General features: G+C 70.9%; 23 protein-coding genes. 14 read left to right on the top strand and 9 right to left on the bottom strand.

The genetic code is table 11. From position 1 onward, the window contains the following. Positions 1-18 precede the first annotated feature (18 nt). Positions 19-381 carry a YciI family protein gene (locus tag AC3ANS_RS15630; protein ID WP_488292503.1) on the top strand — a complete coding sequence of 121 codons (363 nt, stop codon included), beginning with the start codon at positions 19-21 and terminating at the stop codon, positions 379-381. Between the two features lie 51 nt (positions 382-432). Here the strand turns inward: AC3ANS_RS15630 and AC3ANS_RS15625 are convergent, their stop codons facing one another. Genes AC3ANS_RS15625 through AC3ANS_RS15605 form a run of 5 tightly spaced genes read right to left on the bottom strand, consistent with a single transcriptional unit; the run spans position 433 to position 5698 of the window. Then, a complete protein-coding gene (locus AC3ANS_RS15625) occupies positions 433-1374 on the bottom strand; it encodes a glycoside hydrolase family 43 protein (RefSeq protein WP_488292502.1) in 942 nt (313 codons plus the stop codon). Further along, positions 1374-2702 carry a family 1 glycosylhydrolase gene (locus AC3ANS_RS15620; RefSeq protein ID WP_488292501.1) on the bottom strand — a complete coding sequence of 443 codons (1329 nt, stop codon included), beginning with the start codon at positions 2700-2702 and terminating at the stop codon, positions 1374-1376. Before AC3ANS_RS15620 ends, AC3ANS_RS15625 begins: the two co-directional genes overlap by 1 nt. Then, on the bottom strand, positions 2699-3517 hold the full coding sequence (locus tag AC3ANS_RS15615) for a carbohydrate ABC transporter permease (RefSeq protein ID WP_488292500.1): 819 nt from the start codon (positions 3515-3517) through the stop codon (positions 2699-2701). The genes AC3ANS_RS15620 and AC3ANS_RS15615 overlap by 4 nt, the downstream gene beginning before the upstream one ends. Then, positions 3507-4427, bottom strand: a complete 921-nt coding sequence (locus tag AC3ANS_RS15610) for a carbohydrate ABC transporter permease (protein WP_488292499.1) — start codon at positions 4425-4427, stop codon at positions 3507-3509. Before AC3ANS_RS15610 ends, AC3ANS_RS15615 begins: the two co-directional genes overlap by 11 nt. A gap of 17 nt (positions 4428-4444) precedes the next feature. After that, positions 4445-5698, bottom strand: a complete 1254-nt coding sequence (locus AC3ANS_RS15605; protein ID WP_488292498.1) for an ABC transporter substrate-binding protein — start codon at positions 5696-5698, stop codon at positions 4445-4447. 172 nt (positions 5699-5870) lie between these two features. On the opposite strand from AC3ANS_RS15605, the gene AC3ANS_RS15600 reads away from it, so the two are divergent. Both AC3ANS_RS15600 and AC3ANS_RS15595 read left to right on the top strand, forming a co-directional pair. Beyond that, on the top strand, positions 5871-6899 hold the full coding sequence (locus tag AC3ANS_RS15600) for a LacI family DNA-binding transcriptional regulator (protein WP_488292497.1): 1029 nt from the start codon (positions 5871-5873) through the stop codon (positions 6897-6899). Next, positions 6896-7942, top strand: coding sequence for an aldose epimerase family protein (locus AC3ANS_RS15595; protein ID WP_488292496.1), 1047 nt, complete (start codon positions 6896-6898; stop codon positions 7940-7942). Before AC3ANS_RS15600 ends, AC3ANS_RS15595 begins: the two co-directional genes overlap by 4 nt. Positions 7943-8170: 228 nt before the next feature. On the opposite strand, the gene AC3ANS_RS15590 is transcribed toward AC3ANS_RS15595, so the two are convergent. Further along, positions 8171-9049 carry an alpha/beta fold hydrolase gene (locus AC3ANS_RS15590; protein ID WP_488292495.1) on the bottom strand — a complete coding sequence of 293 codons (879 nt, stop codon included), beginning with the start codon at positions 9047-9049 and terminating at the stop codon, positions 8171-8173. A gap of 254 nt (positions 9050-9303) precedes the next feature. On the opposite strand from AC3ANS_RS15590, the gene AC3ANS_RS15585 reads away from it, so the two are divergent. Then, positions 9304-10053 (top strand): GntR family transcriptional regulator, encoded by a 750-nt coding sequence (locus tag AC3ANS_RS15585; protein WP_488292494.1) that lies wholly within the window; start codon positions 9304-9306, stop codon positions 10051-10053. 24 nt (positions 10054-10077) lie between these two features. Here the strand turns inward: AC3ANS_RS15585 and AC3ANS_RS15580 are convergent, their stop codons facing one another. The 3 genes from AC3ANS_RS15580 to AC3ANS_RS15570 are packed head-to-tail and all read right to left on the bottom strand — an operon-like array spanning position 10078 to position 13043. Continuing rightward, positions 10078-10983, bottom strand: coding sequence for an N-acetylglucosamine kinase (locus AC3ANS_RS15580; protein ID WP_488292493.1), 906 nt, complete (start codon positions 10981-10983; stop codon positions 10078-10080). Then, entirely contained in the window at positions 10980-11990 is a 1011-nt protein-coding gene (locus AC3ANS_RS15575) for an SIS domain-containing protein (RefSeq protein WP_488292492.1), read from the bottom strand. Before AC3ANS_RS15575 ends, AC3ANS_RS15580 begins: the two co-directional genes overlap by 4 nt. 3 nt (positions 11991-11993) lie before the next feature. Continuing rightward, the gene (locus AC3ANS_RS15570) at positions 11994-13043 is read right to left on the bottom strand and encodes a Gfo/Idh/MocA family protein (RefSeq protein WP_488292491.1); all 1050 of its coding nucleotides are present in this window, start codon (positions 13041-13043) and stop codon (positions 11994-11996) included. Between the two features lie 153 nt (positions 13044-13196). On the opposite strand from AC3ANS_RS15570, the gene AC3ANS_RS15565 reads away from it, so the two are divergent. The 10 genes from AC3ANS_RS15565 (at position 13197) to AC3ANS_RS15520 (ending at position 25140) form a co-directional block, all read left to right on the top strand. After that, positions 13197-14480, top strand: coding sequence for an ABC transporter substrate-binding protein (locus AC3ANS_RS15565; RefSeq protein WP_488292490.1), 1284 nt, complete (start codon positions 13197-13199; stop codon positions 14478-14480). Positions 14481-14545: 65 nt separating this feature from the next. Next, positions 14546-15430, top strand: a complete 885-nt coding sequence (locus tag AC3ANS_RS15560; RefSeq protein ID WP_488292489.1) for a carbohydrate ABC transporter permease — start codon at positions 14546-14548, stop codon at positions 15428-15430. A gap of 14 nt (positions 15431-15444) precedes the next feature. Further along, positions 15445-16350 carry a carbohydrate ABC transporter permease gene (locus AC3ANS_RS15555; RefSeq protein ID WP_488292488.1) on the top strand — a complete coding sequence of 302 codons (906 nt, stop codon included), beginning with the start codon at positions 15445-15447 and terminating at the stop codon, positions 16348-16350. A gap of 92 nt (positions 16351-16442) precedes the next feature. After that, complete coding sequence (locus AC3ANS_RS15550) at positions 16443-17813, top strand: 8-oxoguanine deaminase (RefSeq protein WP_488292487.1); 1371 nt, start codon at positions 16443-16445, stop codon at positions 17811-17813. A gap of 29 nt (positions 17814-17842) precedes the next feature. Further along, positions 17843-19366: a pyridoxal-phosphate dependent enzyme gene (locus tag AC3ANS_RS15545; RefSeq protein ID WP_488292486.1), complete on the top strand. Its 1524-nt coding sequence runs from the start codon at positions 17843-17845 to the stop codon at positions 19364-19366. After that, complete coding sequence (locus tag AC3ANS_RS15540; RefSeq protein WP_488292485.1) at positions 19366-20772, top strand: pyridoxal-phosphate dependent enzyme; 1407 nt, start codon at positions 19366-19368, stop codon at positions 20770-20772. The genes AC3ANS_RS15545 and AC3ANS_RS15540 overlap by 1 nt, the downstream gene beginning before the upstream one ends. Before the next feature lie 28 nt (positions 20773-20800). Then, positions 20801-22165, top strand: coding sequence for an amidohydrolase family protein (locus AC3ANS_RS15535; protein WP_488292484.1), 1365 nt, complete (start codon positions 20801-20803; stop codon positions 22163-22165). Between the two features lie 10 nt (positions 22166-22175). Then, a complete protein-coding gene (locus AC3ANS_RS15530; protein ID WP_488292483.1) occupies positions 22176-23177 on the top strand; it encodes an LLM class flavin-dependent oxidoreductase in 1002 nt (333 codons plus the stop codon). Positions 23178-23192: 15 nt separating this feature from the next. Then, positions 23193-24146 carry an aspartate carbamoyltransferase gene (gene pyrB / locus AC3ANS_RS15525; protein WP_488292482.1) on the top strand — a complete coding sequence of 318 codons (954 nt, stop codon included), beginning with the start codon at positions 23193-23195 and terminating at the stop codon, positions 24144-24146. A 16-nt stretch (positions 24147-24162) separates the two neighbouring features. Then, the gene (locus AC3ANS_RS15520) at positions 24163-25140 is read left to right on the top strand and encodes an ornithine carbamoyltransferase (protein ID WP_488292481.1); all 978 of its coding nucleotides are present in this window, start codon (positions 24163-24165) and stop codon (positions 25138-25140) included. The last annotated feature ends 22 nt before the right edge of the window (positions 25141-25162 follow it).

The raw sequence follows: 25162 nt of genomic DNA, 5'->3' as shown, positions 1-25162 counted from the left end.
GACCGAAGGAGTCACGCGATGACGCACTACCTGCTGTCGGTGCACGGACCGGCCGAGATGGGTGAGTTCGGCAACTACGCCTCGAAGGAGGACATGGAGGAGGCATTCGCCGCGACCGGTGCCTTCAACGACCGCCTCAAGGCCGAGGGCTACTGGGTCTTCGCCGGCGGGTTGCAGTCGGCCTCGACGGCGACCGTCGTCGACGGCCAGGGCGAGACGCCGCTGATCACCGACGGGCCGTACCTGGAGACCAAGGAGCTCATCGGCGGGTTCTGGGTCGTCGAGGCCCCCGACCTCGACGTGGTCCTCCGCCTCGCCGCCGAGGGCTCGAAGGCGTGCCGAGGCAAGGTCGAGGTCCGCCCCTTCGAGGGGCTCGCCTGAGGTGCCGCGGCGTCGGAGCCGGCGTCCTCTCCACGACCGACCGTGCCAGCGTTACCGGGACCGCCCGGTTGGCGTGGCCGGCCCACCTGCGCCGGTCGGGCCGTCGACGGACGGACCATCGGGCCCGAAGGCGATCCGGCGCAGGTGGAGCTCTCGTCGCGTCAGGTCCTGGTCCCAGGCATGGAACGCGATGACGTCGGCGCCGTCGGGGCCCACCACGAGCGAGTTGTGCCCGGGGCCGATGAGCCCGCCGGTGGTGCTCAGCAACGGCGGCGAGCCGAGGGGAGCCGGGGTCCAGGGACCTCGCACATCGTCGGCGACCGCCCAGGAGACCGCGTAGCCGGGACCGGTCCACGCGCCGCCGGAGAACGTCATCCAGTACCGACCTGCCCTCCGGACGACGCTCGGTCCCTCGAGGGTGTGCCAGTCGAACGTGGCGCCGTACATGGATCGCGACCGCTCGTAGATCTGCCAGTCGGCGTACGGCCGCAGGACCTCGACCGCCCGGCCGAGCCGGGTCGGGTCGAGGAGGGGTGCCATCGCCAGGTGGGTGCCGGGCCGCGCGTCGTCCACGACGTCCCGCGCGAAGAACAGGTACGTCGCGCCGTCCTCGTCGACGTAGGGGTGGGGGTCGATCGCGAACCGCTCGTCGGGAGTCAGGTCGATCCCGAGGTCCTCGTAGGGCCCGTAGGGGCTCGATGCCTGGGCCACGCGGAGGTGGTGACCCGCGATGCCCCGGCCGACCGAGTAGTACATCCACCAAAGGCCGTCGAGCTCGATGATCTCCGGCGCCCAGTACTGGTCGCCGAGGTCGGGGTCGAGACCCACCAGCGCGCCGCCGCGATGGGTCCACCGGACCAGATCGGGTGAGCTGAGGACGTCGAACTGCAGCGCCGGGTGCGTGTGACGAGGACCGGGATGGGTGCCGACCGCGACGTACCCCTCGGTGGTGCGGGTGAGGAACGGGTCGGCGAAGTATCCGTCGTAGAGCATCAGGCGGGGTCCTGTGCGGGGGTGCGTGACGCGGCTCTGCGGAACTCCAGCGCCGCGGGGGTGGAGACACGGCGCAGGCTGCCGTCGGGCCGCTCGTCCAGGCGCACGAGACCCATCCGGCGCAGGAACGAGCCCTTGCCCTGGCCCGGATCCCCTCGGAACCCGGCGAACTCGAAGCCGGCCGACCCGTCGGGCAGGGTGGCCTCCATCGCGAACTCCTCGACGTTGTGGCCGCCGGCGATCCACGACCAGTCGACGAAGTCGAACAGCGGCCACCAGGTGTAGCCCCGGATGTCGAGGTCGTCGGCGCGTGCGGCGACCACCGCCGCCGACTCCCGCAGCCACCGGGTGCGGACGGCGTCGTCGCCCTCGATGCTCGTCTCGGTGAGCGCGAGCGGGAGCGCGTAGCGCGCGGCGAACGTCTCGAGCACCTCCTCGAGCACGGCTGCGCCGCCGTCGAAGGCCACCTGCACGTGGGTGCCCTCTGCCGGCACCAGCCTCCGGGGCGTCAGGTCGGGGTAGTAGTTCACACCGATCACGTCGGGCCGGACGCCGTGCTGCGCCAGCCACGCGAGCTCGGCCGCTGGGGCGCCGTGGGCCAGGAGCCAGTCGTGCATCGGATGGGTGGCACCGACCCGCCCCGTCATCAGGTCGGTGGGCAGCCACCCCAGTCCGCGGAGGTGCTCGGCGTCCGGCTCGAGGGCCGGGTCGGAGGCCACCACGTGGGTCGAGGCCTCCACGTGGACGACGGTGGCGCCCGGGTCGGCCTCTCGGATCGCCCGGGTCGCGGTGATCAGTCCCCGCGCGATCGGGACCACGACCCGGACCCAGCCGTCCCAGCCGTGCAGGTTGGGGGGCCAGACCCCGCGCAACCCCGCGAAGGACGCGGTCGTGATCGGCTCGTTGAGCGGCGTGTAGGAGCGGATCAGGCCCCGGTAGCGGGTCGCGAGCGCGCCCGCGAACTCCTCGATCGCGTCGGCGTACGCCGGGTCCGCGAACGAGTCGGCAAGCCACCGGGGAGTGCCGTAGTGGACGAGGTCGGCGACGATCTCGAGCTGCAGCGAGCGGGCGGTCTCCACCGCCTCGTCGAGCAGCCGCCAGTCGAACCGGCCGGGGGCGAGGTGCACCCGCGGCCAGCTCATGCCATAACGCAGCGCCCGCGCGCCGAGGTCGGCGACCAGGCGCAGGTCGTCGCCCACGTTGACGTCGTGCTCGGTCAGGACGAACTCGTCCAGCGGCAGGCGTCCGCGGTCGGGGTAGACGCAGGTGTCTTCGATTCCCAGGATCCAGCTGATGCCGGGCTCCTGGAACACCGAGGGCGTGGTCATTTGATTCCTGTCGTGGCGACGCTCTGGACGAAGAACCGCTGGGCGAACATGAACGCGACGGCGAGCGGGACGACCGAGATCGTCGCGCCGGCGAAGAGCACGGCGTGATCGATGACGTGCTGCCCGCCGAACAGGGTCAGGCCCGCGGGGAGCGTGCGCATCTTGGTGTCGCTGGTGACGACGAGCGGCCAGAGGAGGTCGTTCCAGAGGTTCATGAAGTGGAGGAGGGCCAAGGTGCCGAGGGCCGGCTTCGACATCGGCAGGATGATCCGCCAGTAGATGGTGAACGCGTTGGCGCCGTCGATGCGGGCGGCCTCGTCCATCTCCCGGGGGATCGACATGAAGAACTGCCGGAGCATGAAGATGCCGAACGCACTGGTCGCCCGCGGGATGATCAGGCCCTGATAGGTGTTGAGCCAGCCGAAGTGGAAGAGCTCGATGAACACCGGGATCAAGGTCACCTGGAAGGGGACCATCAGCGTGGCGATGACCAGGAGGAACGCCCACCGGGCGCCCGGGATGTCGAGCCTCGCCAACGCGTAGGCGCACAGCGAGTCGAAGAGCACGCAGAGGATCGTCGTGCCCCCGGCGAACACGATCGTGTTCACCAGCATCCGGGCCAGGGGCAGCTCCGAACCGATGTCTCGGTAGCCGTGCAGGGTCCAGGTCCGGGGCAGCAGCCGCGCCGGGTTGCTGAACAGGTCCGCCTCGGGGCGGAACGACCCGCCGACCATCCAGATGAACGGAACGACGCACAGCGCCGCGCCGAGCAGCAGCAGGGCCCACTTGGCGACCCTCAGTCCGTCAGTCAACATCGCGGTACCTGAACAGTCGGAGCTGGAGGGCGGAGGCCAGTGCGATCACCAGGAACAGGGCCCAGGCCACGGCGCTGGCGTAGCCGACGTCGAACTGCGTGAAGCCGACGCGGTAGAGCATCGTGACCAGCGTGTCGGTCGCGAAGACCGGTCCGCCGTTGGTCATCACGTAGACCAGGTCGAACATCTGCAGTGAGTTGATGACGAGGATCATCGTGGTGAACATCAGCGTCGGCCGGATGCTCGGCAACGTGATGTGCCAGACGGTCCGGACCAGGCCCGCGCCGTCGACGCTCGCCGCGTCGTACAGCTGCTCGGGCACGCCCTTCAGCCCGGCGAGCAGGATCACCATCGAGAACCCGAGGTTCTTCCAGACGCTGACGAGGATCAGGACCGGGAGAGCGAGCTGGGGGTCCTGCAACCAGCCGACCGGCTCCCAGCCCAACCGGGCGGTGATGCCGCCGACGAGGCCGATGTTGGGATCGAGCAGGAAGCGCCAGACCAGGCCGATGGTCGTGAGGGACACGACCGTGGGGAAGAAGTAGATCGACCGGATGATGCGGTTGAGCCGGGTGTCGTCCTGGAGAGCGAGCGCGGCGAGGAAGGCGAGCGCGATCTGCAGCACCACGCTGGCACTGGTGAAGACGACCGTCACCCGGAGGGCGTTCCAGAAGCGCTCGTCATCGAGCAGCGTGCGGTAGTTGTCGAGCCCGACGAACTGGTTGTCCGAGGACCCCAGGTGCCAGTCGTGCAGGCTGTACCAGAACGATCGGAAGATCGGGTAGATGATGAAGGTCGCGATGATCAGGACGCTCGGGGCCGCGAACGCCCATCCCCGCCAGCGACCCCAGTCCGGCCTCCTCGCCGGCGAGGAGGACCCGCGCGTCGAGACGCGGGTCCCCTTCGCCATCGTGGCCTCCGTCAACGTCACTGACCGCAGCCGGTGAGCTGGTCGATCTGGTCGCTCGCCTTCTGTGCGGCGTCCGCGACATCCTTGCCGCGGGTGATGTCGCCGATGAGCGGAACGTAGACCTCCGTGTCGACCTTGGTGGCGTTCGGCACGCCGGGCAGGTAGAGCCGGGCGCTCGGGACCGCGGCCGCGAAGGCGGCCACCGTCGCGTTGGCGGCGAGCTCCGGGTCGTCGGCGAGGTCAGTGCGCGCGGGCGGGAAGCCGCTCGAGAGCGAGAACATCTTCTGGGCGTCCTTGCCGGTCCACCAGGCCAGGAACTCCTGCACCTGGTCGGGGTGCTTGGTCTTGGCGGAGGCGGCGAGCGGGACCGTGGAGGCCAGGGTCACCGGGCCGTCGACCCCGACGGGGACGGGCGCGATGCCGAGGTCGATCCCGGCGTCTTGGTAGCCGGCCGCGGCCCAGGGGCCGTTGAGCTGCATCGCAGCCTTGCCGGAGCTGAACAGCGAGTCCGACTCGGCGCCGCTCAGCCCGACGGGAGCCGACTTGTCCTGGACCAGGCCGGCCCAGTCGGTGAGGCTGCTGATCGCTGCCGGGTCGGTCAGCACGCTGCAGTTGTCGTCTCCCACGATGTCGGAGCCGTCGAGCCACTGCAGCAGCGGCCACATCGAGATCGTCTCGTGGTCGGCCAGCGACAGCCCGTAGACCCCGTCGCCGGTCAGTGCGGCCGCGTCGGTCTTGAAGTCGGCCACCGTGGCGGGCGGCTCGGCGATGCCGGCATCGGCGAACAAGGCCTTGTTGTAGTAGAGCTGCAGTGTCGCGAAGTTGGCCGGCACCGCCAGGAGCTTGCCGTCGATCGTGAACGCGTCGACCGCCGCCGGTGGCAGGCTGTCGACGTTGATCTGGTCCGCGCCCGTGCCGACCTCGGTGATCGGGAGGAGCGCGCCGTTCTCGGCGTACTCCGCGAGGACGTTGGGATCGAAGTTGGGGGTGGCCAGGTCAGGACCCTGCCCGGTCGCCCACGCGGCGGGGAGCTTCTGGCCCAGGGTGTCCCAGGGCTGCACCTCCATCGACACCTGGACGTCGTCGTGGGTCTTGTTGAACTCCGCGACGAGGTCCTCGTAGGACCCGCGGTCACCGCCGGTGAAGCCGGTCCACATCACGAGCTTGACCGGCCCGCTGCCGTTGTCGGCGTCGCTGCCGCCGCCGCACGCCGTCAGACCTGCGACCAGCGCCAGCCCGAGTCCGGCGGCCGCCCACCTCTTGTACGTCATAGCGCTCCTCTAGTCACCCGAGGTTGCTGAATCGATTAAGCAGAAGATAGGCATCCGCGGAAGATCATGTCAATACCCTAGATGTTGACAGTGGATCGCGTATCATCTTCGCGATGGGTCGGATTGCTCAAACGGTCAAGCAGGTCGGGTGGGCGATGGACGGAGGAGAACGATGACGAGTCCGCGGGTGACACTCCAGGACGTGGCCCGGCTCGCGGGCGTGTCGCGCAGCGCCGTCTCCATGGCGCTCTCCGACAGTCCGCGCATCAGCTCCGCGAAGAAGGCCGAGATTCGCGAGGCCGCCGAGCGACTCGGCTACGTCCCGAGCTCGGCCGGCCGGGCGCTGCGCGCCCAGCGGGCCGGCGCGGTGGCGCTGGTGATCCCCAACACCAGCCACCACGTCTACGGCCACCCCTACTTCACCCACCTGCTGGTGGGCGTGACGGAGGCGGCTCAGGCGCACGGCAGTGTGACGCTGGTCGCTACCAACGACGACGACCAGGAGGGCGTGACGGCCTATGAGCGTGCGCTGCGCTCCGGCGCGGCCGACGGCGCCATCGTCACCTCGGCGGCGGCTGCCGATCCCAACGTGAGCCGGATGGTGAGCTCCGCACTCCCCGTGGTGCTGGTCGGCCGGTTCCCGCACCTGCCGGCCGCGCTGAGCGTCGGGGTCGACGACGTCGCGGCCGCGGCGATGATCACCGAGCACCTGCTGGTCGAGCACGGCGTGCGCAAGATCGGACACATCTCGGGTCCGCTGGACCACCAGACGGGGGCCGATCGCTACACGGGCTTCCGCGAGGCGCTGGCGCAGCTCGGGGAGCCGACGCTCCAGGTGCATGCCGAGGGTGACTTCAGCGAGGAGTCCGGCCGGCGCGCGGCCCGCGAGCTGCTCGACCAGGCTCCGGGCCTGGAGGCGATCTTCGCGGCGAACGACGAGATGGCGTACGGCGCGCTCCTCGAGCTGCGCGACCGCGGTCTTCGAGTTCCCGATGATGTCGCGCTGGTCGGCTACGACGACTTCGGCGTCTCCCGGCTCACCACGCCGGGCATCACCACGGTCCGGGTCCCGGCCGAGGAGCTGGGGCGCACGGCAGGGGAGAAGCTCTTCGCCTCGATCGCCGGCGAGGCACCCGGTGAGCGGCACACGGTGCTGCCGGTCGAGCTCGTGATCCGCGAGTCCTGTGGGAGGCATGCGTGAGGACGGTGTCGGAGGAGAGCTTCGGTGTCGTCGATGGCCGGGAGGTCACGCGCTACACGTTCGTCAGTGACCACGGGCTCACCCTCCGCGTGCTCGACCTGGGGGCGACGGTCCAGGAGCTGTGGGTGCCGGACCGTGCGGGGGGCACCGCCAACGTCGTGCTCGGGTCGGCGATCGTGGAGGAGTACGCCGCCACGCCGAGCCAGTACTTCGGCGCCACCGTGGGGCGCTTCGCGAACCGGATCGCGGGCGGCAGCTTCTCCCTGGACGGAGTCGCCCACGAGCTCGTGGTCAACGACGGCGAGCACACGCTGCACGGCGGTCCGGACGGGTTCCACCGGCGCCACTGGGCGGTGGTCGACCTCGACCACGCCGGCGTGAGCTTCCAGCTCACGAGCCCCGACGGTGACCAGGGCTTTCCCGGTGCGATGTCGGTGACCGCCTCCTACCGGATCAGCGGCCACGAGGTCGAGCTGCGCTACCACGCCGAGTGCGATGCGCCCACCGTGGTCAACCTGACCAACCACGCGCACTTCAACCTCGCCGGTGAGGGCTCCGGGTCGGTCGAGGACCATGTGCTGCACGTGGACGCTGATCGGTACACCCCGGCCGGCCCCGACCTCATCCCGACCGGCGAGCTCGCGGAGCTCGCCGGCACCCCGCTCGACTTCCGTACGCCGACCGCGATCGGGGCCCGCATCAGAGCCGACCACGAGCAGCTGCGCCGCGCGCGTGGCTATGACCACAACTTCGTGCTGAACCCGTCGACGGGCGCGCCCGCGGCCAGGCTCACCGAACCACGGTCGGGGCGAACGCTGGAGGTGCGGACCGACCAGCCGGGGTTGCAGGTCTACACCGGCAACTTCTTCGACGGTTCGCACGCCGGACCGAGCGGCCGGTCGTACCGGCAAGGGGACGGGGTCGCGCTCGAGACCCAGCACTTCCCGGACTGCCCGAACAACGCGACCTTCCCGTCGACCGTGCTCCGACCGGGCGAGACGTTCACGAGCTGGACGTCGTGGTCGTTCCTCACGACGCCGTAGCGGTGACCTGCAGGTCGTGGTCTCGGCACGCTTGTGTTCGTGGTCATCGAGGCCTCCGACCCCGACGTGTCCCTCCGCCTCGCTGCGCAGGGCTCGAGGGCGTGCCGAGGGCGTCGTCACGGAGGCAGGGACGACCCGCCCGGTAGGTGACGTACTCCGGCAACGCCACGACCCGCGCGGCCCACTTCACGGTGACCATCACGCGCCGGTAGGCCTCGCGGCGACCGGTCAGCCCTCGGCGGCGGCGGGCTGCTCGCCGTTGTCTCCGGCGGCGATGAAGTCGCGGAGCACGGCCGCGAACCGGTCCGGGTCGTCGAGGTGGGGGAAGTGGCCGGCGCCCTCGAACAGCTCGACGCGGCAGTCGGGGACCGCGCGTTGCGCGCTGAGCGCGTGCCAGGCGGGGATCATCCGGTCCTTGGAGCCCCACACGATCAGGATCGGGATCGGCAGCACCCCCTCCAGGTGATCGTGGGCGCTGATGCTCTGGCCGCCGATGTCGATGACGGCGCGGGTCGTGGCGAGGAAGGCGCGACGGCTCTCGCGGTCCGAGAGCGAGCTGAACCCGCGCCAGATCGCGCCGACGTCCGCGCCGGGCCGCCAGCCCGCCTTCGAGGCGCCTCGACCCAGGGCCTCGACCCGCGACAGGACGGGAGTGGAGGCGACCAGGCTGAGGACCTGCTCCGCGCCGGGCAGGGTCGCGGCTCGCAGGATCAGGTTCACCTCGCGTCCGAGGCCGCCGCTGGAGACCAGGACCAGGCGGTCGACCCGATCGGGGAAGAGGTAGAAGAACTGCATCGCGATGCCACCCCCGAGAGAGTGGCCGACCAGCGTGACCCGCTCGACCCCGAGGTGGTCGAGGAGGTCGCGCAGCGCGGCGGCGTGCGCGCTCAGCGAGTAGTCGCCGAGCGGCTTGGCCGACTCGCCGTGCCCGAACAGGTCCGGCACGAGCACGCGGTGGTCGTCGTCCATGTCGTCGACGAGGTGGGCCCACTGTCGCTGCGAGCCGAGGATCCCGTGGATGAACAGGACCGCCGGTCCCGACCCGCTGTCGATGTAGGAGAGCTCGTGGCCGTGGAGCACGACCTTGTGTGGAGCCATGCGCGCCATGTGGTCATCCTCGGAGGTGGCCGGTGGACCCGTCGAACCCACGGTAGCCCTGCCACCCCCGGGCTCTCTCCGCGATCTCGGCCACCGGCCGTACCTGGCGTGCCGAGGCAAGGTCGAGGTCCGCCCCTTCGACGGGCTCGCATGACGCACGCTCTCGACGCGTAGGTCGAGGGCAGCGGAACGACCTCTTTTGGACTACTCTGGTCTACAACAGTTATCTAGTGGTGTTGTCACCAGAGAAGGGCGAAACGGCGATGCAGGCCTCGGCGAGCGCGATCACCTCCGACAACCCGGACCCTCTGTGGCAACAGACGGTCAACCACATCAAGGCCGAGGTGCAGTCGGGCGACCTGGCACCCGGCACCCGGCTCGCGCCGGAGCGTGAGCTCACGGAGCGGTGGGGGATCAGCCGGGTGACGCTGCGCAAGGCCCTGCAGCACCTGGTCACCGAAGGAGTGCTCAGCTCCTCGCACGGTCGTGGGTGGTACGTCGCCTCCGGCGAGCCGACCCGGGAGTTCCCGAACACGCTCGAGTCGTTCACCGAGACCGCCGCACGGATGGGCCTGCACGCCAGCGCCGCTGTGTTGTCGGAGGGCCGCGGGTCGGCCAGCGTCGACGAGGCCGAGGTGCTGAGCATCGCTCCCGGCGCCCCGGTCCTCCGGCTCGAGCGGATCCGCCGGCTCGACGACGTCGCGATCGCGCTCGACTCCTCGACGGTGCCGCTCGCGGCCCTGCCGTCCCTGGACGACGTCGACTTCGGCACCGCGTCGATCTTCGACCTGCTCACCGAGTCCGGCTACTCCCCGGAGCGCGCCGACAGCACCGTCGAGGCGACTCCGGCGGATGCGGCCGAGGCCGACCTGCTCGGCGTCGATCCCGGCACGCCGCTGCTCGTCATGCGGCAGGTGACCTACCGCGCGGACGGCAAGCCGGTCGCGATCTCCGCGATCAAGTACGTCGGCGAGCGCTACCGCCTGCGAACGGTGTTCTATCGCACGCACTGATCGGCGGACGGCCCGCGCGACGGTTCAGCCGAGCGCTGCGCGGGCGAGCGCCAGGGCCCCGGTCACCGGTGGCTCGGTCAGCAGGTGGACCGTGACGTCGGGGTGCGCCTCGGCCAGCAGCGCCCGCAGGGCCGACATCAGCAGCGGCTGCCCCGTGGCGACCCCGCCGGCGACGACCACGTCGGCCCCGACCGCACCCCGGCGTCGCAGCTGCGACACCAGCCGGGCCAGGTGCGCGGCCGCCGCATCGATCACCCGGTGGGCGAGGGGGGAGCCGCCTTCGGCCGCCGCGAAGACGGCGGGTGCGTGCGGCCCCCAGCTCGCCATCGTCGGCTCGTCGTTGACGGCGCGGGCCAGTCGTTCGGCGTCCGCGACCCCGAACGACGCCAGCAGTGCGCCGAGCAGGCCGTCGTCGGGCAGACCGTCGTCGTGCGCGAGGAGCGCCGTACGCGTTGCCTCCCGCACGATGCCGGCGGCACCGGCCTCGTCCCCGATGACCCACCCCCAACCACCGGTCGCCAGGAACCGTCCGGTGGCGTCGGCGCCCACGCCGATGGCCCCGGTGCCGGCGATCAGCCCGATCCCCGTGTGGAGGCCCGCAGCCGGGACGAGGAGCGCCGCGTCGTTGACGCACCGCACGAGGGGGTAGCCCCTCGACCTCAGGGTCTCGGTGAGCGCTGCCACGGTCGGCTCGGAGTCCAACCCCTGGGCCCCGAGCGCCAGCGACGCGACGACCTCGCCGGGAGCGAGCGACTCGCGGATGACACGGTCGAGCCAGCCGGCTGCCGTGCCGGCCGGCTCGGCGTCCCAGCCGGAGGAGCTCGTGTGGTGGAGCCGGGGGACCTCGGGACGTGGAAGCTGCTGGCGGGGCTCGACCAGGACAGCGGTCTTGGTCCCGCCGACGTCGACGCCGACGACGACCTCCGTCACGCGCCGGCTCCGGACGAGGCGACCTTGGTGTCGTCGTTGTGGAAGACGAACTCCTCGATGTCGACATCGCGCTCGTCGGCGACGTGCTGCACCAGCGCCTGCATGAGCACAGCCTCCACCACGGCGCGGCGCAGCACCGGCAGTTCGGGGACTAGCAGCACGGCGCGCAGGTCGGTGGGCTCCACGTCGTGCGCGGTCACCAGCACCACCCGGTGCCCAGCACCGGTCAGCGTGCGCGACATCTCCTCCTCGCGCTCCTCGCCGAGGAGGACGTGAACGCCGGCACCGGCGGACTCCATCGCCCCGTGGAGGTACTGACGCGTGCTCATCGCGCTGCTGGGCACCCGCGCCACCTCTCGGAACAGCAGCGCGCCGGCCTCGGCCAGCCCCGCGGAGGGTGCCTGGCCCACGAAGTCCGCGCTCGGCGCGTCTCGGAAGAAGCCCGCCGCCCGACGCAGCTCCGCGGCGGCCGCGTGCTCGACCGCGGCGGCGAGGCCGCCGATGCCGGCCCACTCCGGGCTCACAGCGCCGCCGTCCCAGGCCTCGGCGATCATGCCCAGCGCCACCAGGGTCGCGGTGAACCCGACCGTGGAGGCGTAGCTGTCCTCGAGGTTGCCCAGACCCACGGGCAGGTCGACCAGGTCGGCGACCGGCGACGGCGTGATGTTGACCACCGCACTGCGCAGCTCGCCGGGGACGGCACCGAGCGCGGCCAGCGTCTCGGTGCTCCGTCCGCTCTGGGAGATCGCGATGACCCGGCGCCGACCGGGGGGGAGCGGCAGCGGTACGTCGCCGGCTCCGAGCCGCACCGCGTCGATCCCGCGGCCGCGCAGGTGCCAGACCGGTGCGCCGGCCGCGGCGAGGCTCGCCCCGATGCCCAGCAGCACGGGCCCCTCGCCGGCGAGCGACTGGCGCGGGTCCTCGACGCACGCCCGCAAGCGGGGCACCGTGGCGTCCAGGACGTCGGACTGGGTGGAGCGGGCCCGGGCCCAGCTGATGTAGTCCATGTCCTAGGCCTCCGTCGTGGTCGCGGTGGCGACCGGCTCCCAGCGGCCGCTGCGCATGGAGCGGTAGCAGGCGTCCAGCACCCGGTTGACCGCGAGACCGTCCTCGAACGTCTCGCGTGGCGGTCGGCCGGTCGAGAACATCTCGACGAAGTGGCGCATCTGCGCGGAGAAGCCGTACGCGCGGGTCTCCTCGGGCACCGGGTAGACCCATCCGGTGTCGGCGTCGGCCTTCTCGACCAGGTAGCCGACGGGATGGGTGATGAAGCCCCAGACCGGGGTGACCGAGCTGTCCATCACCAGCCGGCCGCCGGTGCCGGTGAGCTCGTGGCGCAGCTGCATGCCGCCCTTCTCGGTCCACGCGGACTCGATGATCGCGAGCTGACCGCGCTCGAACTTCAACAGCGCGACGGCAGTGTCCTCGGCCGTCGTCTTGTCGATGTGGACCATCGTCGATCCCCAGGCGAAGGCCTCGGTGACGGCGTTGTCCTTGCCGAAGAAGTGCCGCGCGGACTCCACGGTGTGGCACCCCATGTCGAGCAGCGCGCCACCCCCGGCGGTGTCCGCGTCCCAGAAGTGCGGGGCGTGCGGACCCGAGTGCGCCTCGCGGGCGCGCATGGTCAGTAGCTCCCCGATGCCGCCGGCCTCGGCCATCTCGTGGGCCTTGGCGACGTTGGGGGAGAACACCGAGCTCTCGGCGTAGCCGTGCCAGACACCGGCGGCGACGACCACCTCGAGGATCGCGGCGGCCTCGGCGCCGGTCCGGGCGAGGGGCTTGGTGCAGATCACGCCCTTGCCCGCGGCCGCGACCGTCCGCACGGCCTCGAGGTGCAGCTCGTTGGGCAGGGCCACCACGACGAGGTCGACGTCAGGGTCCTCGCACAGCGCCGCCATGTCCGTGTACGTCGCCGGCACGGACCACCGGGCGCCGAAGGAGGCGACCCGCTCCGCGGTGCGGGAGTAGGCGGCGGAGAGAACGGCCTCGCGGACGTCGAGCAACGAGTCGGCGTACGAGTCGGCGATGAAGCCGGACCCCAGGATTCCAATACCAATCATGACCAGACCTTCGCGTCGTTGGTGTTCAGGACCATACAAGTCAAGATCATTAAAGTCCACTACAAGATCTCTTGCTACATTGAAGAGACATCGCTATGGTCGGTCACGGGCTACCCGGTCGGGCGCCCTTCGCCCTCAGGGAGAGGACCTGGGATGAGGACACGACGACTCGCAGCCGCGGTGGCCTGGTCGATGGCCACGGCGCTGGTGCTGGCTGGCTGCGGCGGCAGCGATGAGAGCTCGGGCGACGGCGGTGGGAGCACGAAGCTGACCATCGGCACGTGGCGCACCGAGGACGCGGCGATGTGGGAGTCCACGATCATCCCGGCGTTCACGAAGGCGCACCCCGACATCAAGGTCGAGTACGCGCCCATCGACACCAACGACTACAACGCCGCGATCCAGTCGCAGGTCGAGGGCGGCACCGGTCCCGACGTGATCATGTGCCGTCCCTTCGACGTCAACCGGTCCTGGATCGAGAAGGGCTACTTCTCCGACATCAGTGACCTGTTGGCCTTCGACGCCTTCGACGACACCGCGGTGGCAGCGTGGACCGGCGACGATGGGAAGCCGTACTGCGTCCCGGTGGCGTCCGTGCTCGCGGGGTTCTACTACAACAAGGCGATCTTCGACGAGCTCGGGCTCCAGGTCCCGACCACGCAGGCCGAGCTCCTGGACGTCCTGAGCGCGATCAAGGACGACGGCAAGTACACGCCGCTCTCCCTCGGCACCGCCGACGGATGGCAGCTCGCCTACAACGTGCTCTACCAGATCGGTCCGAACTACTGGCACGGCGAGGACGGCCGGCTGGGCCTCATCGACGGCAGCGCGAAGCTGACGGACCCCGACTTCGTGGCCGGGTTCGAGGCCTTCGACCAGCTCAAGGACTTCCTGCCCGACGGCTACGAGTCGATCTCGTACGAGGACATGACCCAGCTCTTCAACCTCGGCAAGGCAGCGATCCTGCCGGACGGCTCCTGGCAGATCTCCCAGGTCACCTCGACCGGGCTCGACGTCGGCGTCTTCGGTGCCCCGCCCGCCAACGCCGGCGACCAGCGCTACCAGCAGGAGATGGCCGACATGGCCTTCGGCCTGAACGCCGAGAGCAAGAACGCCGATGCGGCCAGGACCTTCCTCGAGTGGCTCGGCACCCCGGAGTTCCAGCAGATGTACGTCAACGCACTGCCCGGGTTCTTCTCGATGGCGACCGAGCCGGTGACCTATGACGACCCGCTCGCCCAGGAGTTCGCCGGGCTCAAGGAGGGCGCCAAGCTCACCTCCCGCCTGGCGCTGGACCGCCTGAGCGCGGGCCAGCCACCTCTCGACGACGAGATCTGGCGCGTGACCCAGCTGATGTACAACTCCGGGCTCTCGCCCGCGGACGCGACGGCTGAGCTGCAGAAGGGTCTCGACAGCTGGTACACCCCCGCCGGCTGACCCGACCACCCCCGGGGCGGCGCGCCGGAAGGCGCGCCGCCACCATTCTCGACAAGGAGGCTGCTGTGCAGGGAAGGGCGAGGAGGTATCGCCTGTTCGGCCTGTTCGTGCTGCCCGCACTCGCGGTCTACGTGGCGTTCGCGGTCTTCCCGCTCGTCAGCTCGGTGGCACTGAGCTTCGTGGACTCCAGCGACGGCGGGTCGCGGTTCGCCGGCCTGGACAACTACCGCGAGCTGTTCACCAACCCGGCGATCAGCGAACGGTTCTGGAACGCGCTGGCCAACAGCGTGGAGTTCTTCCTCATCCACCTCGTGGTGGAGCTCCCGATCGGCCTGCTCCTCGCGGCGATGCTCACGTCGGGACGGCTGCGCCGCAGCGCCGGCGTCTACCGGACCTTGCTGTTCATCCCCACGACGCTCTCGGTCGTGATCGTCGGGTTCCTGTGGCGGCTGATCATCAACCCGCTGTGGGGCTTCGTCGACTACCCGCTGCTCGGGACCGAGAAGACCGCGCTCCCCACGATCTCGCTGATGTCGGTGTGGGAGTACGTCGGCATCCCGATGGTCTTCCTCTACACCGCCCTGCTGGCGATCCCGGACTCGGTGATCGAGGCTGCCCGCATCGACGGGGCGAACGCCTGGTCGACGTTCTGGCGGGTGAAGTTCCCCCTGATCGCCCCGCAGTTCGGGCTGATCGTCATCCTGACCTACATCTGGACGTTCAACGGGTTCGACATCGTCTACGCGCTGAACGGGTCGGCGCCCGGGCCGAACTACTCCACCGACATCCTCGGCACGCTGTTCTACCGGACGTTCTTCGGGTCCAGCGGGCAGGTCGCCGACGTCGACCTCGGCGCCACCGTCGCCTCGGTGATCTTCCTGATCATCCTCGTCACGACCGGCGCGTACTTCTGGGTGCTGCAGCGCCGGCTCAAGACCCACGAGCTCTGAGGAGGGCACACCGCATGAGCTCCCGAACCATCGAGCCCCGTACCACCGCGCCGGGGGCGGTGCGGACCGAGCGCCCCGCGAAGCCACGACGGCAGACCGGCGACGCCCTCGGTGTCGTCGGTGTGCACGTCGTGCTGGTGGCGTTCTCGCTGCTCGCCGTGCTCCCGATCCTGTTCATCGTGATGAACTCGTTCAAGACGCCGCAGGGCATCTTCGGCGAGCCCTTCGCGCTGCCCGACGGAGACACGTTCAACCTCCAGGGCTACAAGAACGTGTTCAGCCGCGGCAACTTCGTGACGAACTACCAGAACAGCATCATCGTCACGGTCTGCACGATCACCCTCACGGCGGTCCTCGGCACGCTCGCGGCCTGGGGGATCGTCGAGTACAAGGTGCGTATCGGCGGGCTGGTGGCCGGGTTCTTCGTGGTCGGCATCATGCTGCCGATCCGGCTCGGCACGGTGCCGCTGCTGCGGATGATGAAGGCGTGGACGCTGATCGACACGCTGCCGGCATTGATCCTCGTCTACACCGCCATGCAGCTGCCGCTGGCGGTCGCGCTCATGGTGACGTACTTCCGAGCGGTCCCAGCCGAGCTCAAGGAGGCGGCCCGGATCGACGGTGCCAACGAGCTGCGCACCCTCGGCATCACGTTGCCGATCGTGCGCGTGGGCATCGCGGCCGTCGCGTCGATCACGATGCTGCCGGTGTGGAACGACCTGTGGTTCCCGCTCATCCTCGCGCCGAGCAAGGACAACCAGACCGTGACGCTCGGGGTGCAGCAGTTCGTCGGCCAGTTCCAGTCGGACTACCCCGCGCTGCTGGCCGCGCTGACGCTCGGGGCGGTCCCGCTCGTGCTGCTGTTCGCGGTGTTCTCCAAGCAGTACGTCGCCGGCCTGTCGCAGGGCTACGGCAAGTAGGACCCCCACCAGCACCCCGGGGGAGACCTGTTTCACGTGCCGGGCCCGCCAATCCGGTCACACGGGCGGTCGCGGGTGGCTAGCGTCGCACTGTGACCGTCGAGCTGTTGATCGACGGGGCCGAGCTTGTCGTCACACTCGACGCCGATGAACGTGAGCTCGCCGGGGGCTGGGTCGCCCTCGACGGGGGCTTGATCGCGGCCCTCGGCGGTCCGGGCGACGAGCGCCCGGCGGCAGGACGCGTGCTGCGCGCCGACGGCTGCCTGGTGACGCCGGGGCTGATCAACACCCACCACCACATCTACCAGAACCTCACCCGCGCCCACCGGCCCTCGGTCAACACCTCGCTGTTCACGTGGCTGACGACGCTCTACCCACTCTGGGCCGGTCTCGACGAGGAGGCGGCGTACCTCTCGGCCTGGGTGGGTCTGGCCGAGCTCGCGCTCGGCGGGTGCACCACCACGACCGACCACCTCTACGTGCACCCCCGCCACGGCGGTGACCTGATCTCCGCGGAGATCACCGCCGCGGCGGAGCTCGGGATGCGGTTCCACCCCACCCGGGGATCGATGAGCCTGTCGGAGAAGGATGGCGGCCTGCCGCCCGACTCGGTCGTGCAGGACGACGACGAGATCCTCGCCGACAGCGAGCGACTCGTGGCCCGTCACCACGACCCGTCCTGGGGCGCGATGGTGCGGATCGCGCTGGCGCCCTGCTCGCCGTTCTCGGTCTCCTCCGACCTGATGCGCCGCACCGCGGAGCTGGCCGAGCGGCTCGACGTGCGCCTGCACACCCACCTCGCCGAGGACCCCGACGAGGAACTCTTCGCGGCCCGGGCGTTCGGCCGGCGCACCATCGACCACTTCGAGGACGTCGGGTGGATGTCCGACCGCAGCTGGGTGGCGCACTGCATCTACCCCAACGACGACGAGGTACGCCGGCTCGGCGCGGCCGGCGTCGGCGTCGCGCACTGCCCCTCGTCGAACATGATGATCGGCGGCGGTGGGATGGCCCCGGTCGCGGAGCTGCGCGCCGCGGGCGCGCCGGTCGGGCTCGGGTGCGACGGCTCGTCCTCCACCGACCACGCCTCGCTCTGGCTCGAAGCTCGCACGGCGCTGCTCCTGGGCCATCAGCGCAAGGGCCCGACGGGGATGACCGCCCGCGACGCGCTCGACATCGCCACCCGGGGATCCGCCGCCTGTCTGGGCCGGACGGGTGAGCTCGGCACGCTCACCGTGGGCGCGGTCGGCGACCTCGTCTGCTGGCCGCTGACCGGCATCGCGTTCGCCGGGGCGCTCACCGACCCGGTCGAGGCGTGGCTGCGCTGCGGGCCCGTCGCGGCCCGGCACACCGTCGTCGCGGGCCGTCCCGTCGTGGAGGACGGCGCGCTCGTGCACCCCGGCCTCGAGGACATCCTGCGCCGCCACCACGCCGCCGCCAGCCGTCTGCAACGGCTTGCTTGAGAAGGACCACCAGAAGGAACGGAGCACCCATGTCGTCACGTGGCTCATCGCTGGGCGTCGAGACCCACCTCGTCGACGCGGCCGTCCGAGACCGCGCCGTCGCTCACTTCCGCGACGCCGGCATCGTGCTGCCCACGTTCGCGGAGCTGGCCGACCCCGCCCGGATCCCGGCCTCGACGAACGAGTCCCTCGCGGCAGTCGGACCCGACGAGGCCGACCCGCGCAACCTGTTCCGCATCCACTGGTACAACGACGCCGACCGCACGTCGCGCGCGGCCCTGCCCGCACACGTGGTGCTGCCGCGCGAGCTCACGGGCGTCGATGCCCGGATCGTGGTCGCGCTCGGGGACCGGTTCCCGATGATCCGGGCGCACAAGGTGCTCGCGGCCTACGGCTGCCTGGCCCCGCGGATCGTCACCGGCACGTTCGACCCCACCAGCCAGCGCGCGGTGTGGCCCTCGACCGGCAACTACTGCCGCGGCGGAGTGGCGATCTCCCGGATCCTCGGATGCCGCGGTGTCGCGGTCCTCCCCGAGGGCATGAGCCAGGAGCGCTTCGACTGGCTCCGCCACTGGGTGGTCTCGCCCGAGGACATCATCACGACGCCCGGCACCGAGAGCAACGTCCGGGAGATCTACGAGGCCTGCGACGAGCTCGCCGCCGATCCGGGGAACGTGATCCTCAACCAGTTCGCGGAGTTCGGCAACCACCTCGTGCACTGGCTGTGCACCGGCCGCGCCCTGGGCGCCGTCTTCGAGCACCTGCACGAGGCCGATCCGCGGCTGCGGCTGCGCGCGTTCGTCTCCGCGTCCGGCTCGGCCGGGACGCTCGGCGCCGGCGACCACCTCAAGAGCGAGTACGGCGCCGCGATCGTCGCGGTCGAGGCGCTGGAGTGCCCCACGTTGCTCCGCAACGGCTTCGGCGAGCACAACATCCAGGGCATCGGCGACAAGCACGTCCCGCTCATCCACCACGTCCACAACACCGACATCGTCACGGCGATCACCGACCGGGCGACCGACCAGCTCGGGGTGCTCTTCAGCGACCCGGCCGGCCTGGCCTACCTCGCCGGGCGCTGCGGCGTGCCGGAGGACGCGCTCGCCGCCCTGCCGTCGTTCGGTCTCTCGAGCATCTGCAACATCCTCGCCGCGGTGAAGGTCGCCAAGCACCTCGACCTCGGCCCCGAGGACGTGATCGTCACCGTCGCCACCGACGGCGCGCCGATGTACCAGAGCGAGCGTGACCGCGTGCTGGCCAGGGACTTCGCCGACGGCTTCGACGAGGCAGCGGCAGCCGGCGTGTTCGGGCAGTGGATGCTCGGCGCCGACACGAGCGACCTGCTCGAGACGACCAGCCGGGACCGGGACCGGATCTTCGACCTCGGCTACTACACGTGGGTCGAGCAGCGCGGCACCTCGATCGAGGACTTCGTCGCGCGGCGCGACCCGGCGTTCTGGGCCGGTCTGCACGCCAGCATCGAGGTCTGGGACGAGATGATCACCGACTTCAACGCGCGTACGGGGGTGGTGAGCGTCGGAGCCGGGATGAGGTGATGAGCGTGAACCTGCCGGCCAGCAGGCTCGTCTGCTGGGGATGCGGGGGAGTGCCGGATCCCCAGGATCCGCACCCGTTCCGCTGTCCTGACGCGGGCGTCGGCGACGTCGACCACGTGCTGGTCCGGATCCTCGACACCGACCGGGTCCGCTTCCCTGACGGTACGGCGGGGACGGCCTCGCCGTTCGTGCACTACCGCGGGCTGCTCCACAGCGACCACCGGGCGGTCGCCGGGGGCGTGAGCGACGACGAGGTCGCCGGCCTGGCCGTCCGGCTGGACGACGCGGTGGCGCGGGTCGCGGGTGCGGGCTTCCGGGCCACGCCGTTCGGTCGCGACGACGTGCTGTCCGACCGGCTCGGGTTCAGCGCCGCCGGCGGGGTGTGGGTCAAGGACGAGACCGGCAACGTCGCGGGCTCTCACAAGGGGCGGCACCTGATGGGGGTGCTGCTGCACCTCGAGGTCGCCGAGCTCCTCGGGCTCGCCGACCCGGTAGCGCGGCCGGACCTGGCGATCGCGAGCTGCGGCAACGCGGCCCTCGCGGCGGCCGTGGTCGCCCGCGCCGCGGACCGGCGGCTCCGCGTGTTCGTGCCGGTCGAGGCCGACCCGGTGGTGCTGGGCGATCTGCGCGACCTGGGCGCCGACGTCGTCACCTGCGAACGCACCGCGGGAACCGACGGCGACCCGGCCTACCTCCGGCTGCGAGCCGAGCTGGCCGCGGGCGCGCTCCCGTTCACCTGCCAGGGCAACGAGAACGGGTTGGTCATCGAGGGTGGCGAGACGCTGGGGTACGAGATCGTCTCCGACCTCCGGGCCGCGGGCGTGGCCCTCGACCACGTCGTCGTCCAGGTCGGTGGCGGTGCCCTGGCGAGCGCCTGCATCGAGGCCTTCGACGAGGCGGTCCGGCTCGGCGCGCTGGACCGGTCGCCGCGGGTGCACACCGTGCAGACCACGGGCGGGCACCCCCTGGAACGGGCCTACGTCCGCGTCCGGGCCGGTCTCGCCGGGTCGGCCGGCGCCGCCGAGATCGACCAGGCGCTGCACGCGGCTGCCGCTCACCGGTCGGCGTTCATGTGGCCCTGGGAGGGCGAGCCGCGGAGCATCGCGACGGGCATCCTCGACGACGAGACCTACGACTGGCGAGCGGTCGTGCAGGGGATGCTCGCCACCGGCGGGCGGCCGCTCGTGGTGAGCGAGGAGCGGCTGGCCCAGGCCCATGCACTCGGGCAGACCGCCGGCTACTGCGTCGACCCGACGGGGTCCTCCGGTCTGGCCGGACTCCTCGAGCTGGTCGCCGACGGGAGCGTCGACCCCGACGCCCGCGTGGGCGTGCTGTTCACCGGCGTCGATCGGTCGTCGAGAGGGTCCATGGACCCTAGCGAGCGACTGCAGCCCGGCGCACGCTGAGGGAATTCGGAGCAGAGGAGCGCACATCGTGGCGACCGGGACTCGAGACATCACTGCCTCCTCCGCGCTCTGCGGGGCCACGGTCGTGGTCGCGCTCGACCCGCCCGAGGTGGTCGAGGCCGACGTCGTCATGGCCGGCGACCGGATCGCCGCGGTGGGCTCCGCCCCGCCCGGCGTACGACGGCGCGACTGCACCGGGACGCTGATCGTGCCGGGCAACGTCTGCGCCCACCACCACCTCTACTCGGCCCTGAGCCGGGGGATGCCCTACCGGCTGGCCCCGCCGGTGACGTTCACCCAGATCCTCCAGCGGGTGTGGTGGCGCCTCGACCGGGCCCTGGACGAGCAGGCGATCCGCGCCTCGGCGCTGCGCGGCGGCCTCGACGCGCTGCGAGCCGGGACCACCACGATCGTCGACCACCACGCGTCGCCCTACGCCATCGACGGCTCGCTGGACATCATCGCCGAGACCCTCGCGCAGCTGGGGGTGCGCAGCGTGCTGTGCTACGAGGTCAGCGACCGCGACGGGCTCGATCGCGCCGCCGCCGGCATCGCCGAGAACCGCCGCTTCCTCGCGCGGGCGGGTGGGCTGACCCGCGGCATGATGGGGGCGCACGCGTCGTTCACGCTCTGCGACGCCACGCTCGAGCAGCTGGCGGACGCGGCCCGCAGCGACGGGGCCGGCATCCACATCCACGTCGCCGAGGACGCGGCCGACCAGGACGACGCCAGGGCCCGGTCCGTCCACGGCGTCGTCGAACGGCTCGACCGCGCCGGCGTCCTCACCGACCGGGCGCTGCTCGCCCACGGCGTCCACGTCGCCCCGGCCGAGATGCACGCGGTCGCCGACGCCGGCGCGACGGTGGTGTGCAACCCGCGCAGCAACATGAACAACGCGGTGGGGCACTCGCCGTTCAACCACCTCGGGCGCAGCGCCGGGGCCGGGGTCGCGCTCGGCACCGACGGCATCGGCGGCGACCTGTTCGCGGAGTCGCAGGTCGGCTACTTCCGGGCGCGCGAGGCCGACGTCGCGACGCCGGGCGACTGGCCGCTCGCCCGGCTCGCCGAGGGTGCCCGGTTCGCCGGCACCGTCCACGGCGAGCCGCTGCTCGGCACGATCCGCCCGGGCGCCCCGGCCGACCTGGTGGTCCTGGACTACCCGACCCCCACGCCGGTGACCGCCGACAACCTGGTCGGCCACTGGGTCTTCGGGCTCGGCGCGGGCCAGGTGCGCGACGTGCTCGTCGCCGGTGAGCTGGTCGTCGCGGACCGCCGGTCGACGCGGGTCGACGAGGCCGAGGTGGCCGCCGAGGGTGCGGCCGAGGCCAAGCGCCTGTGGGCCCGCATGGACGCGATCCCCCCGCACGACTTCACCCCGATGCCGAGCAGATGAGGAGCAGACGATGACTCACCAGGCGAGAGTGGCGCTGTACCTCCAGGACCTGCACCCGCTGCGTGACGCGATGGAGTACGCCCGCTACGCCGAGGACCGTGGTTTCGACGCGGTCTGGCAGGCCGAGAGCCGGCTGGTCCGCGAGGCGACGGTTCCGATGGCGGCGTACGCCGCGGTCACCAGCCGGATCAAGGTGGGCTCGGGCATCGTGCCGATCTGGACCCGCAACGTCGGGCTGCTGGCTGCCACGTTCTCGACCCTCGACGAGCTGGCCCCCGGCCGGGTGATGCTCGGCCTCGGCGCCTGGTGGGAGCCCCTGGCCACCAAGGTGGGGGTCGACCGTCGCAAGCCGCTGCGGGCGATGCGAGAGACCGTCGAGGCCACCCGCCGGCTGCTCGCCATGGAGCGGGTCACCTACCAGGGCGAGTTCGTGCACCTCGACGACGTCGAGATCGACATCGTCCACGGCGACCGCTCGCCCAAGCAGGTGCCGATCTACATCGGCGCCACCGGCATGCAGATGATGGAGCTCGCCGGTGAGATCGCCGACGGCGTGCTGCTCAACTACATGGTCGCCCCGGCCTACAACGCGCAGGCGATGGTGGCGCTCGCAGCCGGTGCCGCCAAGGCCGGCCGGTCGGTCGACGACCTCGACCGGCCCCAGCTCGTCGTGTGCTCGGTCGACCGCGACCGCGCCGTGGCCCTAGACCGGGCCCGTGAGCTGCTCACCCAGTACCTCGGCCAGCAGCCGCACATCATGAAGGCCAGTGGCGTCGACCCCGCGCTGATCGAGGAGATCGGCAAGGTCCTGACCTGGCCGGCCGAGCGGGAGGAGATCCGCCGCGCGATGCGGCTGGTCCCCGATGACGTGGTGCAGCAGATCACCGCCTCCGGCAGCCCGGAGGAGTGCCGCGCCAAGGTCGCCGAGTACGTCGAGGCGGGCGCGACCTGCCCCGTCCTCTACCCGCTCGGTGACGATGTCCGACTGATGATCGACACCTTCGGTGTCTGACAAGGAGAACGCACGATGAGGAGCTTCCTGGGCCGCGACATCCTGTCCCTCAAGGACGTCGAGCGCGACGACTACTTCCGGATCTTCCAGGTCGCCGAGGAGCTGCGCCCTCACGCCGAGAACCGGCGCAACGGGAACCTGCTCCAGCACAAGACCCTCCTCACCGCGTTCTACCAGCCCAGCACCCGCACCCGGCTCTCGACCGAGGCCGCGATGCACCGCCTCGGCGGCCACGTGCTCGGCTTCTCCGACGCCAAGATGACGCGCGCCGGCGACTTCTACCAGGAGTCGATGAAGGACACCGTGAAGATGCTGGAGTTCTACGGCGACGTGATCGCCATGCGCTCCCACGTCCAGGGCGCGCCGCACGAGGCCGCGAAGTGGGCGTCGGTGCCGGTGATCAACTGCGGGGACGGCTGGGGCGAGCACCCCACCCAGGTGCTGACCGACCTCTACACGATCTGGCGCGACAAGGGCACGCTCGACGGCATCAAGATGGTCCTCGTCGGTGACATGCGGATGCGCACCATGCACTCGATCCTGCTGGCCTCCTCGCAGTTCGACATGGAGACGATGGTCGTCTCCCCGCCCGAGCTCGCACTGCTCGACGACTTCAAGGGCGAGCTCGCCGAGCGCAGCGTGAACTTCCGCGAGGTCGAGTCCGTGGAGGAGTGCATCGGCGAGGCCGACGTCATCTACATGGAGCCGATCGTGCAGGCCGACTACACACAGTCGCGCGTGGACCCGACGGCGGAGAAGGGCACCACCCCACCGGCGTACCAGGTCACCCGGCGCCTGCTGCACGAGAAGGCCAAGCAGGACTCGATCGTGCTGCACTCGCTGCCGCGGATGGACGAGCTGACGCCCGACGTCGACGCGACCCGGCACGCGCGCTACTGGGCCGAGGCCGCCAACGGGGTGTCGCTGCGGATGGCGCTGCTGGCGCTGGTGCTCGGCGCGGTCGAGTAGCAGGGGAGGCACCGCGATGCAGACCCACCTGCGTGGCCGCGACGTCATCGACTTCCAGGAGTGGACCCGCGACGAGATCGAGACAGTGCTCGACGTGGCGTTCGCGCTCAAACGGGACCGGGCGCTCGGCCAGCCGCACCCGTACCTGCGCGACAAGGTGCTGGCGATGCTGTTCTTCTTCGCCAGCACCCGGACCCGGGCCTCCTTCGAGGCCGGGATGGCCCAGCTCGGGGGCCACGCCCAGTTCATCGAGAGCCGCTCGACCCAGATCGCGCACGGCGACACCGCCAAGGAGATCGGTGAGATCCTCGGGCGCTACAACGACGGGATCGCGATCCGCAACGTCGACTGGGGCGTGGGCAACACCTACATCCGTGAGGTCGCGGCCGCGAGCCGGGTGCCGGTGCTCAACATGCAGTGCGACCACTTCCACCCACATCAGGCCCTGGCCGACCTGATGACGATCATCGAGCGGTTCGGGGACCCGCGCGGCCGGACCGCGACGATCAGCTGGGCCTGCGCGAAGACCTACTCCAAGCCGCTCAGCGTGCCGCAGAGCCTGATCATGCTGCTCCCGCGGTTCGGCATGAACGTCCGTCTCGTGCACCCGCCGGAGTTCGGCCTGATGCCGGCGTACGTCGAGCAGGCCCGCGAGAACGCGCGCCTCGGGCGTGCGTCGTTCGAGGTGCTCGACGACTTCGACGAGGGCATCCGCGGCACGGACGTCGTCTACGCGAAGAGCTGGGGTGCGGTGATGACCACCTCGGACGAGGCGGAGGAGGCCCGGCTCGTCGACTCCTACCGGAGCTGGATCGCCGACGAGCGCCGCCTGGCCACCGCCGCGGACGACGCGATCTACATGCACCCCCTGCCGGGTGAGCGCGGCACGGAGGTCACCGACGCCGTGATCGACGGGCCGCAGAGTGCGGTCTTCGACCAGGCCGAGAACCGCCTGCACGGCCAGAAGGCCGTGATGGCTCTGACGATGGGCTGAGGCCCGTGAGGACGGTGACACC

The sequence above is a fragment of the Nocardia sp. 149-1B genome (assembly GCF_057747975.1).
This window is presented reverse-complemented; position numbering and strand designations above follow the sequence as displayed.